The sequence below is a fragment of the Reinekea forsetii genome, from assembly GCF_002795845.1.
In the GTDB taxonomy this organism is placed as follows: domain Bacteria; phylum Pseudomonadota; class Gammaproteobacteria; order Pseudomonadales; family Natronospirillaceae; genus Reinekea; species Reinekea forsetii.
Window position 1 is genome coordinate 1,109,952 of record NZ_CP011797.1, and the last position, 13,439, is coordinate 1,123,390.

The window sequence follows — 13,439 nt, forward strand, 5'->3', positions numbered from 1 at the left end:
TGACACGTAAAACAATGACACGAATTGAGATTGATGCGCGCGCACTGCGTTGCCCCATGCCACTGCTCAAACTGAAGCAGGCCCTGGCCAATGTGACCTTGGGTGATCAGGTCCAACTCGGTGCAACAGACGCGGGGGCATGGCGCGACATACCGGCCTTTGTTGCCCTTACTCAACACCGGTTAATTGAAAAAAGCCAGACCACTGACGAGTTTTGGTTCGTCGTGGAAAAAGGAGAATGAATTTGAAAATCTACCGAGTCGTAAGTGACTTCTTTCATCGCTATTTCTCCGATGAAGAAGCCGTGATTCTGTTTATCCTGTTTATATTGTTTTTTGTCATAATTTACACCTTTGGCAGTACCTTGGCGCCGCTCTTTACCGCCGTTATCCTGTCTTATCTGTTGTCGCCTCTGGTCGACAAGTTACAGTCCTTTAGGGTTCCTCACACCTTAGCGGTGATCGGCGTCTTTGCCTCGTTTTTTGGCGTCGCCATCGTCTCACTGCTGGTGATGATTCCCGCCTTGGTTAAACAGGTGAGTAGGCTAGTTGGCGACATTCCGCGCATGATGGGGATCTTTCAGGATCAATTGGCCGCCTTACCCCTGCGCTACCCCGAACTGCTCTCCAGCGAGTTGGTCGATCAGTGGATAGGCAGTCTGGAGTTGAGCCAAGTGGGTCAGCAGCTGTCAGGCTGGTTGCCCAGCGTGGTGACTTTTTCACTCAATACGCTGTCGAGCGTCATTGGCGTGTTGGTTTATGTGATCGTTGTACCACTAATGGTGTTCTTTATTCTTAAAGACCGAGAACAGCTTTGGCTTAAGTTTAAATCGATTTTACCAGAGCAACGCCGTCTGATGAATCAGATCGCACTCGAGATGAATCAGCAGATTGCCAACTACATTCGGGGCAAGGTGATCGAAATTTTGATTGTTGGCAGCGCTTCTTTTGTCACCTTCGAGTTGCTGGGCCTAGACTACGCGGCCTTGTTGTCGGTGCTTATCGGCTTCTCGGTGCTAATCCCCTACATCGGCGCGACTGTCGTCACCATCCCAGTATTTGCCATTGGGCTATTTCAATGGGGTTTCGGTCCTCAGCTCTATTGGGTACTTATGGCCTATCTACTTATTCAAATACTCGATGGTAATGTCCTGGTGCCACTGTTGTTTTCGGAAGCGGTCAACCTGCACCCCGTTGCCATTATCGTGTCGGTGCTGATTTTTGGCGGCATTTGGGGGTTTTGGGGGGTGTTCTTCGCGATACCGCTGGCGACCCTGGTCAAGGCCATTATCAATGCCTGGCCCAGCAATTCGAGTCGAGAGTCGGTCGAGTAAGGCACGGCATCGCGTTGATATCGGCCACGCCGTTAGTCATTGGCGGTGGTTGGCGTGGTAGTGAGCGAACCGGTTAGCTTGCTATGGTAAAATTCGACATAGTCGATAACGTCGTGCACGTGGGTTTTGATGTTGACGTCGCGCCAGGCACGGATCAGGCGTCCGTTTTGATTGATCAAGAAGGTACTGCGGACCAAGCCCATGATCGGTTTGTCGAACAGTTTTTTTGCCTTTAAAACACCAAACAGGGTACAGAGCTGATTATCTGGATCTGAAATAAGCTCAAACGGTAACGCCTGAGATGCCTTGAAACGCTCGTGACTGGCCAATGAGTCACGACTAACGCCAAATAACTGGGTGTTCTGGTTACGCAGGCGGGTATAGTTGGCGGCAAAATCTTGGTTTTCTATAATGCAGGCGGGTGTATTGTTTTTCGGATAGAAATAAATCACAATTTGCTGGCCAGTGAAGGCTTTTAAGTGCACGTTTTGACCGCTGGTTGCCGGGACTGTGAAATCTGGTACGTAATCCCCTACTTTTAGCATGGTAGAATCTCCATCTAGAATCCTTCGGGTGTAAGCGAGTGATTTAGTACAGTTTTCGCCGATTTAGTATCAGTATGGCGCAAGCCCCGATATTTTCCAGTTTCCGGTTGTTCTAACGTACACGCAAAAGTATCATTAACTAACATATTGAAGAGAAATTATCATATGATCACCGGCAGTCTGGTTGCTTTAGTTACCCCGATGTTTTCAGACGGTTCCATCGACTGGGACAGTCTCGACAATCTTCTCGAATTTCATATTGAAAACGGTACCGCCGCTATTGTGATAGTGGGCACTACCGGAGAGTCGTCGACCCTCGATATGGCAGAACATGAGCAGGTAATTAAATATACCGTCGGTAAATGTCAGGGACGAGTCCCGGTTATTGCTGGCACCGGTGGCAATTCGACCTCAGAAGCTATTCATTTAACAGCCGCAGCCAAGCGGGTCGGTGCCGATGCGGCGCTGATCGTGACGCCCTATTACAATAAGCCGTCGCAGGAAGGCCTGTATCAGCATTTTAAAAAGATTGCCGAATCGGTCGACCTGCCTCAGATCCTTTATAATGTGCCGGGCCGGACCGCTTGTGATATGTTGCCCGCAACCGTGCTGCGCCTTGCCGAGGTGCCAAACATCATTGGCATTAAGGAAGCGACCGGTGATATAGATCGCGCCAAATACCTAATTGCCCATGTTCCCGAGGGGTTCGCCGTATACAGCGGCGATGATGCCACGGCAACAGAGCTGATGCTGGCCGGCGGTCACGGTGATATTTCGGTCACCGCGAATGTGTCCCCCAAGGCCATGGCCAGCATGTGCGCTGCGGCCTTGGCCGGTGATCGGGAACTGGCCGAACGCCTGAATATGTCCCTCCAGCCGCTCCACCAACAGTTGTTTTTGGAGGCCAATCCGGTGCCTGTTAAATGGGCTCTGCATCTTATGGGTCTCATCCCAGACGGTATACGCTTACCCTTGGTGCCATTAGACGGCCAGTATCATGAAGCCGTGACTCAGGCGATGATGGAATCGGGAATTATTTAATTGATGTGTTTTGTCCGATCGACCCTTTTGCTCTTGGTCTGGTTGTCACTCGTCGGTTGCGGCGGTAATACCCAGATAATCCAATACCAGGCACCGGCAGAGTCCGCTGGCGATTGGTATCCAATCCCCGCCGATGCACCCGACTTTGCCGTTTTGGCAGCCCCGGTGATTCCCCGCTTGGTCGCGCCGACGGCAGTCAATGAGCCCGCGGCCCTGGCCGGCAGTCTGTTGGTTTCTAAGATGACCGACAGCTTGGGCAATTCCAGTCTGCGCTTTAACCGAGAAACCAGTACCACCTGGGAACTGGTCGATACTGCCCTAAGCGAACTGGGTTTTGCCAATCTAGACAAAGATCGATCTAAATATCGTTTCGTGATGCCGGCAAGCGACCAAAAAAAGGGTCCCATCGCCAAGATATTCGCCAACAAGAAGGACGAGTTGTTCCTGTTGTTGATTCCCCAGGGTACTGAAACCCTTGTCGTGGTTGAGGGAGTGGGCGATGAAATACCCGATCTCAGCCAATCCGAGGCGATTCTCAGTAAGCTTTACGCCCACTTTCAGAACCCGGGCTGATTATGCGGGTTTCGTCACTCGGCAGTGGCAGCAAGGGCAATGCAACCCTAATTCAGGTCGCAGATACCACGATTCTGGTTGACTGCGGCTTTGGTTTAAAAGAGATAGAAGGGCGATTGAGGAGTCGGGGCGTTGAGCCTGACAGCTTGGCGGGCATATTGGTGACCCATGAGCATGCCGATCACCTCAAGGGCGCACCGATGTTGGCGAATCGTTATGGCATCCCACTCTGGTCGACCCACGGCACGGCACGGTATTTCAAACGCCCGGTGGCCACGGCACGGCCCTTCCATCCATCCAAGCGAATTGCGATTGGATCTCTCGATATTGAACCGGTAACCGTTCCTCACGACAGTGCGGAACCATCTCAGTTCGTTTTTCATCATCAGGGTCTGCGCTTTGGCCTATTAACCGATCTGGGGTCGTTGACCAAACATATCCATCAGGCCTATCAAGACTGCCAAGTGCTGATGTTGGAATGCAACCATGACCCAGATATGTTGCACAACGGGCCTTATCCGCCAAGCCTGAAGCGGCGCGTCGGCGGCGATTTTGGCCACCTGAGCAACGCCCAGGCCGCGCAATTGCTCAAGGGCCTCAATCATTCAGCTCTCCAACGAGTGCTGGTGTCCCATATCAGCGAACATAATAACGATCCGGCCCTAGCCATCGCGACTCTATTGCCTGAGTTAGACGGTCACGACACAAAAATTGAGATGTTAACGCAGCAAGACGGCTGTGATTGGATCACACTCCAGCCGACCGCCTAACGCGTTGCACGATTGAATTAAATATGAGGATCCACCATGGAAAAAACAGGCGTACTTTATGCCGGCAAGGCGAAAACAGTCCATACCACGGCCGATAAAGACCTAATGGTTCTTGAGTTCAGAAATGACACCAGTGCCTTTGATGGCGAGCGTATCGAGCTGCTCGATAACAAGGGCCGGGTCAACAATCTGTTCAATGGTTTTGTCATGGAGAAGTTACAGGAAGCTGGGATTGAGACACATTTTGTGCGTCTGCTGTCCGATCACGAATCGTTAGTGCGCAATCTTAAGATGCTCACGGTCGAGTGTGTGGTGCGCAACCGCGCCGCTGGCAGCCTGGTGCGCCGGCTCGGGGTAGTCGAAGGAATGGAACTGAATCCACCGATTTTTGAGTTTTTCCTTAAAAACGACGAACTGCACGATCCGATGATTAACGATGCGCATATTTTGACCTTTGGCTGGGCCACGCTTGAGCAGATTGCCGAAATGAAGGTATTGACCTTGAGAGTCAATGAGGTGCTCAAGAAGCTGTTCGCCGATGGCGACCTGATCTTGGTCGACTACAAGCTTGAATTCGGCGTGTTTGACGGGCGGGTGGTACTGGGCGATGAGTTCTCGCCTGACGGTTGCCGGCTCTGGGATGCCAAAACCATGGAAAAGATGGATAAGGATCGATTCCGCCAAGGCTTGGGCGATGTGGTCGAAAGTTACATGGAAGTTGGCCGGCGTATTGGTGTCCAGTTTTAACATTCAAGCAATTTTTTAAAAAAGTATCTAAAGTCTGGCCGGCCCAATTGGCGCGGCGCAGATAAATTATCTACATTAGTCCATACTAGAGCATTAACTGCTTATAACTATGAGGAACAGACAGATGAATAAATGGATCGTTACCGCCGCGATGGCTCTTGCCGTACCCGGTGCCTCAGCGAAACTGCTGATGTCAATCGATGCTGGCGGCGGCTACACCATGCCTACCCTGTCCGAGGATAGCACCTTTATTGGCGACACCTTTGATTTGACCGGTACCCAAAGCAGCGCAGCGGCGCCCTATGGCTTGGGCATGGCCGCGAGTAATGGTTTCTACGGTTGGGCAAAAATTTCCCTGCCATTGTTGCCCGATGTTAAGCTTAAGTACGAGAGTATGGTGCTGGAAGGCAGCAACACCGTAGCGTTTAGCCAAGCTATATTAGGCGAAAGCTTTGATATCTCAGGCACGGTTGAATCGTCTCTGGATCTGTCTCATGTTGACTTAGGCCTCACCATCGGCCTGCCGATCCCGCTGCTCGACATCGATTTCGGTGTTAATTTTCGGGCTTTGACGGGCGGCTTCTCCGCGTCGGGTGTGATCGCTGGCACGCAAGATACCAAAGAAGTTCTATTCCCGTCTGCGACCATTATTCCGCTGGGCTATATCAGTGCGGCCGCGACCATTCCGGGCCTGGGCGTTAAGATCGGTGGTGAGTTGAGTACCTTGCCACTAGGCGATGCCGATATATCCGACTGGAACATCAAGGGCACCTGGTTTGCGCCCCTGCCAACCAATATGTTGGCCAAGGTCGGTGTCGAAGCCGGTTATCGGAGCTTCAATATGACCATTGGCGAAACGGTTGGTTGGCTCGACACCTCCGATTTCCAGTCGAACGTGACCATCGCCGGTTTCTTTGTCGGCGCCGCAGTGCACTTCTAGGGCGAGTCCAGCAGTGCAAAAAACCCGCATTTGCGGGTTTTTTTTGGTTTTAACATGCCCTCGTTAGGCCACTGCAAGCCTTTGTCCCTAGCTTTAGGGGCTTATCGACCAGAGGTTGCCCACATCGCTGATACATTCAGTCGCGATGCGACTCTGGCGTTCGCTGAACAGCTCAACAAGGTTCAGACGCAGCGGGTTTTCATAGTGAAAGACGCGCAACTCGCTATCGACCCAAGTGCACACGCCGAACAGGGCGCCCTCGTTTTGTACCTCCCGCGCACAGGGTGCCGGCGAGTCGCTCAGGCTAACGGACCCGGAGTCGAGTTGATCGCAACTGCCCAACGCAGTGCCATTCTGTACTTCATGACACTGGTTTAAGGCATTGGCGTTAAGGCCCGTCAATGGCGTTAGGCAGCTGCCTGCGCCGCCGAAAGTGGCCACGCCATCGCTGCCGTTGAGCACCGAGATGACATAGCCTTGGGTTATGCTGAAGTCGTTGATATCGGTCGCCGTCACCACCCAATTATGGTCACCGCCGGCGGTGATTGTTGTTACGACATCGGCACCGCTGAACGATAGGCTGGCGCCATTGGCCAAGGTCAGATCATGGCTGAAGGTCAGTTCACCGCCGGCCACACTACTGCTGCCGCGATCGCTAACCAGAACGTCCACCGGAGCCTCGGTGGCCAGGGTCGGTGAAACCGACATTCGTAGGCTAATGACAATTATTTCTGGGTCTGGGATCGGTAGGGCCTGCGCGGCGCTAATTTGCGCCGAGGTTAGCGTCAGGTCGGCTAGTTCGACTGCCTGGAGTAATCGCCCCAGACTGACCTGGGTCAGAATCTCGCCTGCGTTATCGATGACGCTCAGGTCGCTGCTGCTGACCACAAAGCCCAGGGTGTCGTGCATTAGATCGAGTTCATCCAGGTCTGGATCGGCGAGATAAACGTCGTCGAAGGGGTCGCGGCCGTCTGGCCATGCCTCGCCGAGCAGCTCATCGAGCTGAGCGACGATGGTCTGTTCAACCGCCGCGCTGAAGCCGGCCAGGAGTGCGTCAATGCAGGTGGCCTCTTCGGCGCATAATTCCAGCGATTGGCCCTGCTGACTGTTGGACCAGATATCCAAGACCGCATGGGTGCTGGGATTGATATTTATCAGCGCCGAGGTCAGGCCATCCTGATGGCGATAACGACTGTACAGGCGCACGGTGGTGCCGTCAGACTCGGGAATATCACTCCACATCAGCTGACTCTGCTCTGCGGGCGTCGAGAGCAGATAGTTGCCCTCGGAGTCCGCTCGGGCGCACTCAGATGCCAAATCAGAGCCGAGACAATTGCTCGACCAACTGCCGGCCCGGCCAAGCGCGCTGGTCCCGGCAATTTGACGGTAAATGGTCGCATCGGCGGTACCATCGGTTGTCCCGCTGGTGTCGCTGCCCGCCGGTTGCGCGCAACCGAGCAGGACCCCAATGGAGGCCATTAGGACCGTTAGGGTTGTCAGATATCTTCTACTCATACGCTTATTGTGCACTGGTCCTGCCTATTCTAACTTTGGCTGCAAAAATACCAAGGCGCGCTGTTGGGTCCATTCCGTGGCACCGGATGACGCTGCTGGTCATGCTTTTCGACCTCGTTAACGGAGTCGTTTCGGCAGTTTACACCCTGATGGTTGTTTATTTGCGCGTCTTTATGGCTATTATTTGAACTCCATAACAGTATTGGTACGATGAGACTGTAATAGTGTTGCCCTGTGAGGCGAGACCGGTTTGCCTATCCCGGCCAAGACCTAGTCAATTTATAGGTTGTATAGTGCCTGAAGTGAACACCTTTTGGAGAAATACCATGAATTGGACGATCATCTTCCCAGATCAGCCGCTCTTATCAGGATTTGTTCTGTTGGTCCTAGCGATTAGCCTGCTCTATTTCGCGCGGACCCCGGTGCATCGGGCCTTGACTCGGATATCTCGGTTGGCAGCGGGTTTACTGCGCCTGCAAGCCAAAGCCTTGGCGCGATTGATCCAGCTGCTGCAGATGCGCAATCGCGAGGTGTTGCTCGAAATGGGAAAAGGTCAGCTTGAACGCAAGCTAAACCGTGATTTCCATCGTGTCAATGAGATCGTGGCCAACGATTTGGGCCAATATCCGGAATTGCAGAAGAATATGTCCAGTTTGGTTACCCGGCTGGAAGAGGATTATCACCAGTCGGCCGAAACCGCGCCACCGTCACCGGACTGGGTCGAGGCCATTACCGCCATCGTAAACTTAAAGGAAGCCCAAAAAGGTAACCCGGTCATTGTTAAGGTCCTAGATGACCTCTATACCAGCATAGCCGAGCAACAGAAGAAAACCCTTGATACCTATCGTGGCAGCGTTTCAGCCCGACACCGGCTGTTGCATGGCATGATGCCGCAGTGGCGCAGGTTGAATAATGTTATCGAACGGGTCGGCGGATCAATGCGCAATCTGATCCTCCAGGCGGAAGAAATTGATAAGAATATGAACCAATATCGGGAGATCTACGCTGGATCTGATAAAGCAGAGCGCATGCTCAGGGTGTCCTCGTTACGAGAATTTGCCGTTGCGTTGTTCTGGATGGCCATTTTTGTCGGTGGCGCCTTTCTCAATTTTCACCTTATTTCGCTGCCCATGTCCGAAATGGTCGGCGCCAGTTCGCGCATCGGAACCTTTACCGTTGCGGAGGTCTCCGCCCTGATGATCGTACTAGTCGAGGTGGCCATCGGCATGCTCCTGATGGAAGTGCTGCACATTACTCGCATGTTCCCGGCCTTTGGCACCCTAGATGAACGCAAGCGGCGGATCCTGCTCTGGACCTTCTTGGGTTTTATTCTGGTGTTTGCCTCGATCGAGTCGGGTCTGGCTTTTATGCGTGATCAGATTGCCAATGACACCGCCGCGTTGCGCGGTCTGTTGGTCGGCGGCGAGGCTGTTGATCTGGTCGGGACCGGCACCATCAGCACTCTGATTCCGCAAGCTGCGCAGATGTTGCTAGGCTTTTTGCTGCCTTGGGTGCTTATTTTTGTCGCCATTCCCTTCGAATCCTTCGTCGAAAGTGGCCGTATTTTACTCGCCAACTTGGTGATTCAAGTCTTGCATCTGTTGATTATCTTGATGCGTCTGACTGCCACCATGATTCGCTACCTGTGCGACATCCTGCTCGCCCTGTACGACATAGCCGTCAGCATCCCGCTCTGGTTAGAACACAAGATCAGCCATCGCCCTGCGGCGACGGCAAAAACGGCGCTGGTCGAGGAGCTGCTATGAGAATGACTCTGGTCACCCTCTTGGTACTGGTGATGTTGGCCGGTTGCATGCGGCAAACGCAGAACCCTTACCGAGGCGTCTATCTCTTACTGGACACCTCTGGCACCTATACCGAGGAGTTAGAAAAGGCTCAGCGGGTCATCAACTACTACCTCGGTTCGCTCGGCGCCGGCGATTCCTTCGCCGTGGCCCGTATCGACAGCGGCAGCTTCAGCGAAAAGGATATTATTGCCAAGGTCACCTTTGACGGCCGACCGAGTCAGATGAATGCCCAGAAGCGGGAGTTCGCCAAGGTGATCAATCTCTTTATCGGTTCGGTGGAAAGCGCTCAATACACCGATATCTCCGGGGGTTTGCTGCAGGCGGTGGAGTTTTTAAATGAAACCAATGCTGGGCAGAAGTCCATCCTGATCTATTCCGATTTGCGTGAAGAGTTGCCCGAAGGCTATAACCGAAATTTCAGTTATGAGCTTGACGGCTTTCAGGTTTTCGCTCTCAATGTCACCAAGCTGCGCGAAGATAATATAGACCCCTCTGAATACCTCAGCCGACTCACCGATTGGCAAGCTAAGGTAGAGCAGGGCGGCGGGCAATGGCAGGTGGTCAATGATCTGGATCGGATCGACGCCTTGGCGTTCGACTGAGCGTCAGGGTCCGGTAAAAGCTCTGGAGCCGAGATCGGACTGACGGTAGACTACTCGCGAATTTTAGGTTCCGGATATTTTGGGCCTGGTCCAGTCGTTATAGATGAGTGATTGATTAAAGGATATCGCATGAAATTGAATAAACTAAAAAGTCTGGCCTATGTCGCTGGCCTGTCTCTTGCTATTGCCGGTTGTGCGCAGGCAGTCGACGCTGAAGTCGTTAGCTTGGATAGCGATGAACAGATAGCCTCTTACGGCATCGGCTTTGGTTTTGCGGCCAACCTGAAGCAGCAAACCGCAGGCATTGAACTGAGTGCTGAAGCGCTGATGCGCGGTGTCTCTGACGCTATGACGGCAGCCGACATGGCCGTGACTGAAGAAGCGGTTCAGGCCGCAATCAGCGCCTTGCAACAAAAGCAGATGGCCAGCAAGGCCGCTGAATCGGAAGCCTTGTCAAGTGCTGCCCGCGCTGAAGGCGAAGCCTTTTTAGCTGAAAACGGTCAGCGTGATGGGGTTATGACCACCGAGTCTGGTCTGCAATACGAAATAATCGAAGCCAATGATAGCGAAGAGCGGCCGACGGCGGAAAACACCGTACGCGTTCATTATCACGGCACGCTGATTAATGGCACCGTCTTTGATAGCTCGGTTGAGCGCGGTGAGCCGGTCGAGTTCCCACTCAATCAAGTAATTACCGGTTGGACCGAAGGCGTTCAATTGATGGCGAAGGGCGAAAAGTATCGACTCTTCATCCCAGCGGCCTTGGCCTACGGCGATTCACAGGCGAGCCCGCAGATTCCACCGGGTTCTACCCTGATCTTCGAAGTTGAACTGCTTGAGATCATCTAGTGTCACAGCCTAAGGCGTTTGCTTAAGTTGCGCCGGGTGTAGGTCTGTTCGGCTGCACCCAACTGAAAGAAACCCCGCTTGCGGGGTTTTTTTTTGCCCCGCGTTCGTCTGAACGGCCCATATAAGCGCCAGTCTGACGGTATCTATAGCGGTCTCTGCATTGCTCTGACAAGGCGCTTAGTCAAGCGCTGGGTGATATTTTCTGCGCACTAGATAAACGCCGAGAGCCAGCATCATCAGAACCGTCGGGACCAGAGCGATGATGATGATCGCGCTCCAGCCCTGAGCGAACAGGATGGCTCCGGCAGCAAGCGAAGCGGTTGCTTGCAACACAAAGATTGAAAAATCATTGATCGCCTGGATCTTGAATTTCTCATGCGCCAGATAACTCTGCGCTAGCAGGGTGGTGCCGCCGATAAACAGGAAGTTCCAGCCCAAACCCAGGAGCACGAGAGCCCACCAATAGTGCAGGACATCGGCGCCGGCAAAGGCGACCACGGTGGTCAAGAGAAAGGCTAACAGCCCGGCATAGATAATCTTAAGGCTGCCAAAGCGGCGAATCAGTTCACCGGTGATCAGCGATGGCAGATACATGGCCATTATATGGCTCTGGATCACCCACTTGGTGCTTGCTAAGCTGTGCAGGTGCACCTCGTGCATGGCCAATGGGGTCGCGGTCATGACAAAGGCCATGACGCTGTAGCCAACGCACGCGGCCGAAATTGCGATCATCAGGGTTGGCCGGTTGAGGATGTTACGGATTGGCCCTTCGGTTGCGCTGGATTGCGCTGGGGCAATTTTTGGATCCGCCTTAAAAAAGAGTAAGAGGGCAAAGGCAATCAGGGTCGAGACGGACAACAGGGCATAGGAGCCGGCATAGTCGGCGGGCAATAGTGTCTGGCCCAGGGTGACGGTCTCAGTGCCGATCAGCGCGGCAAACACGCTACCGAGCATCAGAATCGATACCGCGCGGCCAGCCAGGCTGGGGTGGCTGGCGCCTTCGATGGCGGCGAAACGGAACTGCTGGACCACCGCGAGTGTCGAGCCAATGCCGGTGATGGCCAGCAAGAACACCGCAAACTGACTGTGGCTGATGGCCCAAGCTGCCAGTACAGAGCACAGGCTGGAGAGTAACATCGCCGCGAGAAAAACCGGCTTACGGCCAAAGCGCTGCATCAACAATGCCGCCGGTATAGCGCCGATGGTGAGACCGACAACCATTAGGCTGATCGGCAGAGTCGCCCATTGCGGCGATGGCGCGAGAGCCTTGCCGACAAAACCACTGCTGAGAACAATGGCCGATGAGATGGCCAGCGCGAACGGTTGAACCAATACCAATAACCAGCTGTTGCGCCCTAATCCAAACATATCGGCCCCTCTGAGGATCGACGGGCTGGCCCGACACGGGTGAGCTCGGCGTTCTGACGGCAAAAAAAAAGGCGTACCCTAGGGTACGCCTTACTATATGGCTCCTCGAGCTGGACTCGAACCAGCGACCAATAGATTAACAGTCTACTGCTCTACCAACTGAGCTATCGAGGAAAAGTCGGTATAATCACGTTGTTGGACGCGATGACAAAATTAGGTTGGCTCCTCGAGCTGGACTCGAACCAGCGACCAATAGATTAACAGTCTACTGCTCTACCAACTGAGCTATCGAGGAACAACGGGGACGTATTCTAATGTCAGCGCAGTAGGAGTCAATAGCTAAGGGATTGTTTTTTTTAGGTTTTTCCCGATTTAGATAAATTAGATCCGGTTTTGGCGCCATTTGCACACAAAGCACTCCGTGCTGGTTATTCTGTCACCAGGTGGGTCTGATGCATTTTTCTTCGGCTGGCTTTAAGGCCGGCTTTAGCAGGCGCGCCGTAAAGCTTTAATTTGGCTTTCGCCTAATTAGGCATCATTATTGCCGAATCAGGCATCATTATTGCTGATAGTCTCTGAATCGACCTAAAGCGTCAAAAATCCGAAGGAGTACAGTATGGTCACCCTAGAAATAATCGATGCGGGTGTGAAGATTGCGGCGGGCATGTTGCTCAGTGGCCTGGCCTTTCTTTATTATTTGCGCCGTCATCAGTCTTTGGACAGTCGTGCTGAAGCCGAAATCCGTCGGCGTCGAGAACTGTTCGAATTAGTGGCCGGCAATGTTGGTCGGGTGCACTACGTCTATCAACAGTATTTGGCCCTAGCGACCGAATTTACGCGCTACGGTCAACATTGGCCGAAGCCGCGCCGTGATGAGCTGGCCCGCGTTGGTGACGAATTGGCGTCGGTGTTTCATGCCTTAACCGAAGCCGAAAGCACGCTGTTATTGCTCGGTGAGAAACGGCTCGAACGGTCATTACGCATCTATGGGGCGAAAATAGTCATGCTTCGGCGTCAAATCTACGCCGAAAAGCAACAGCTTAGTGGTGAAGAAATCCATCTGCTTGATGACGTAAAAAAAGAAATATCGCAATTGAAAGAAAGTTTCTTTGACGCACTGAGTGTGCGCTATATGCCTAAGAAGGCTTCCCACTAATGGCCCGAAAACCCTGTAGAAGGTGCCAGCAGGTGCGGATGGGCACCCTAGTGTTGATGGTTTTTGTCTTAATTGGCTATGGTCTGCTTAAATCCTCGGCCTAAGAATGGCTGCCGGTGCAGTTAAATATCAGCTTTGACCTGTATTTTCCGACCCAAACCGTTATTATGCCCGCCGTTTTATCAGGTTTGG

14 protein-coding genes and 2 tRNA genes are annotated in these 13,439 nt (G+C 53.1%); 11 read left to right on the top strand and 5 right to left on the bottom strand.

What is annotated here, in order from left to right; translation table 11 throughout:
• Positions 1 to 14: 14 nt before the first annotated feature.
• Positions 15 to 242: a sulfurtransferase TusA family protein gene (locus tag REIFOR_RS05180; protein ID WP_100256549.1), complete on the top strand. Its 228-nt coding sequence runs from the start codon at positions 15 to 17 to the stop codon at positions 240 to 242.
• Positions 239 to 1,333, top strand: coding sequence for an AI-2E family transporter (locus REIFOR_RS05185; protein WP_227003766.1), 1,095 nt, complete (start codon positions 239 to 241; stop codon positions 1,331 to 1,333). The genes REIFOR_RS05180 and REIFOR_RS05185 overlap by 4 nt, the downstream gene beginning before the upstream one ends.
• 32 nt (positions 1,334 to 1,365) lie before the next feature.
• Here the strand turns inward: REIFOR_RS05185 and REIFOR_RS05190 are convergent, their stop codons facing one another.
• On the bottom strand, positions 1,366 to 1,878 hold the full coding sequence (locus REIFOR_RS05190) for a peroxiredoxin (RefSeq protein ID WP_100256550.1): 513 nt from the start codon (positions 1,876 to 1,878) through the stop codon (positions 1,366 to 1,368).
• A gap of 165 nt (positions 1,879 to 2,043) precedes the next feature.
• On the opposite strand from REIFOR_RS05190, the gene dapA reads away from it, so the two are divergent.
• From dapA to REIFOR_RS05215, 5 genes are all read left to right on the top strand, one after another.
• Entirely contained in the window at positions 2,044 to 2,919 is an 876-nt protein-coding gene (gene dapA, locus REIFOR_RS05195; RefSeq protein ID WP_100256551.1) for a 4-hydroxy-tetrahydrodipicolinate synthase, read from the top strand.
• Complete coding sequence (locus REIFOR_RS05200; protein WP_145980237.1) at positions 2,920 to 3,492, top strand: hypothetical protein; 573 nt, start codon at positions 2,920 to 2,922, stop codon at positions 3,490 to 3,492.
• A gap of 2 nt (positions 3,493 to 3,494) precedes the next feature.
• Positions 3,495 to 4,262 (top strand): MBL fold metallo-hydrolase, encoded by a 768-nt coding sequence (locus REIFOR_RS05205; protein WP_100256553.1) that lies wholly within the window; start codon positions 3,495 to 3,497, stop codon positions 4,260 to 4,262.
• Between the two features lie 36 nt (positions 4,263 to 4,298).
• Complete coding sequence (purC, locus tag REIFOR_RS05210) at positions 4,299 to 5,009, top strand: phosphoribosylaminoimidazolesuccinocarboxamide synthase (RefSeq protein ID WP_100256554.1); 711 nt, start codon at positions 4,299 to 4,301, stop codon at positions 5,007 to 5,009.
• A gap of 124 nt (positions 5,010 to 5,133) precedes the next feature.
• A complete protein-coding gene (locus REIFOR_RS05215; protein WP_100256555.1) occupies positions 5,134 to 5,949 on the top strand; it encodes a porin family protein in 816 nt (271 codons plus the stop codon).
• A gap of 93 nt (positions 5,950 to 6,042) precedes the next feature.
• Here REIFOR_RS05215 and REIFOR_RS05220 read toward each other — a convergent pair whose 3' ends face one another.
• Positions 6,043 to 7,464, bottom strand: a complete 1,422-nt coding sequence (locus REIFOR_RS05220; RefSeq protein ID WP_145980238.1) for a hypothetical protein — start codon at positions 7,462 to 7,464, stop codon at positions 6,043 to 6,045.
• A gap of 326 nt (positions 7,465 to 7,790) precedes the next feature.
• Between REIFOR_RS05220 and REIFOR_RS05230 the strand changes: the two genes are divergently transcribed.
• From REIFOR_RS05230 to REIFOR_RS05240, 3 genes are all read left to right on the top strand, one after another.
• A complete protein-coding gene (locus REIFOR_RS05230) occupies positions 7,791 to 9,230 on the top strand; it encodes a hypothetical protein (RefSeq protein ID WP_100256558.1) in 1,440 nt (479 codons plus the stop codon).
• Complete coding sequence (locus REIFOR_RS05235) at positions 9,227 to 9,874, top strand: VWA domain-containing protein (protein ID WP_227003767.1); 648 nt, start codon at positions 9,227 to 9,229, stop codon at positions 9,872 to 9,874. The genes REIFOR_RS05230 and REIFOR_RS05235 overlap by 4 nt, the downstream gene beginning before the upstream one ends.
• Before the next feature lie 129 nt (positions 9,875 to 10,003).
• Positions 10,004 to 10,723 carry a BamJ family beta-barrel-assembly machinery protein gene (locus tag REIFOR_RS05240; RefSeq protein ID WP_100256559.1) on the top strand — a complete coding sequence of 240 codons (720 nt, stop codon included), beginning with the start codon at positions 10,004 to 10,006 and terminating at the stop codon, positions 10,721 to 10,723.
• Between the two features lie 177 nt (positions 10,724 to 10,900).
• Here the strand turns inward: REIFOR_RS05240 and REIFOR_RS05245 are convergent, their stop codons facing one another.
• The 3 genes from REIFOR_RS05245 to REIFOR_RS05255 all read right to left on the bottom strand — a co-directional run bounded on the left by REIFOR_RS05245 (position 10,901) and on the right by REIFOR_RS05255 (position 12,386).
• On the bottom strand, positions 10,901 to 12,091 hold the full coding sequence (locus REIFOR_RS05245) for an MFS transporter (RefSeq protein ID WP_100256560.1): 1,191 nt from the start codon (positions 12,089 to 12,091) through the stop codon (positions 10,901 to 10,903).
• A gap of 98 nt (positions 12,092 to 12,189) precedes the next feature.
• A tRNA-Asn gene (locus REIFOR_RS05250) sits at positions 12,190 to 12,265 on the bottom strand.
• A gap of 45 nt (positions 12,266 to 12,310) precedes the next feature.
• A tRNA-Asn gene (locus REIFOR_RS05255) sits at positions 12,311 to 12,386 on the bottom strand.
• Between the two features lie 321 nt (positions 12,387 to 12,707).
• Between REIFOR_RS05255 and REIFOR_RS05260 the strand changes: the two genes are divergently transcribed.
• Positions 12,708 to 13,247, top strand: coding sequence for an energy transducer TonB (locus tag REIFOR_RS05260; protein WP_100256561.1), 540 nt, complete (start codon positions 12,708 to 12,710; stop codon positions 13,245 to 13,247).
• Positions 13,248 to 13,439 lie beyond the last annotated feature (192 nt).

Excerpts from the sequence above, each read along its gene's own strand:
- REIFOR_RS05180 (WP_100256549.1), top strand. The coding sequence starts at position 15 with ATGACACGAATTGAGATTGATGCGCGCGCACTGCGTTGCCCCATGCCA.
- REIFOR_RS05185 (WP_227003766.1), top strand. The coding sequence starts at position 239 with ATGAATTTGAAAATCTACCGAGTCGTAAGTGACTTCTTTCATCGCTAT.
- REIFOR_RS05190 (WP_100256550.1), bottom strand. The coding sequence starts at position 1,878 with ATGCTAAAAGTAGGGGATTACGTACCAGATTTCACAGTCCCGGCAACC.
- dapA (WP_100256551.1), top strand. The coding sequence starts at position 2,044 with ATGATCACCGGCAGTCTGGTTGCTTTAGTTACCCCGATGTTTTCAGAC.
- REIFOR_RS05205 (WP_100256553.1), top strand. The coding sequence starts at position 3,495 with ATGCGGGTTTCGTCACTCGGCAGTGGCAGCAAGGGCAATGCAACCCTA.
- purC (WP_100256554.1), top strand. The coding sequence starts at position 4,299 with ATGGAAAAAACAGGCGTACTTTATGCCGGCAAGGCGAAAACAGTCCAT.
- REIFOR_RS05215 (WP_100256555.1), top strand. The coding sequence starts at position 5,134 with ATGAATAAATGGATCGTTACCGCCGCGATGGCTCTTGCCGTACCCGGT.
- REIFOR_RS05220 (WP_145980238.1), bottom strand. The coding sequence starts at position 7,464 with ATGAGTAGAAGATATCTGACAACCCTAACGGTCCTAATGGCCTCCATT.
- REIFOR_RS05230 (WP_100256558.1), top strand. The coding sequence starts at position 7,791 with ATGAATTGGACGATCATCTTCCCAGATCAGCCGCTCTTATCAGGATTT.
- REIFOR_RS05235 (WP_227003767.1), top strand. The coding sequence starts at position 9,227 with ATGAGAATGACTCTGGTCACCCTCTTGGTACTGGTGATGTTGGCCGGT.
- REIFOR_RS05240 (WP_100256559.1), top strand. The coding sequence starts at position 10,004 with ATGAAATTGAATAAACTAAAAAGTCTGGCCTATGTCGCTGGCCTGTCT.
- REIFOR_RS05245 (WP_100256560.1), bottom strand. The coding sequence starts at position 12,091 with ATGTTTGGATTAGGGCGCAACAGCTGGTTATTGGTATTGGTTCAACCG.
- REIFOR_RS05260 (WP_100256561.1), top strand. The coding sequence starts at position 12,708 with ATGGTCACCCTAGAAATAATCGATGCGGGTGTGAAGATTGCGGCGGGC.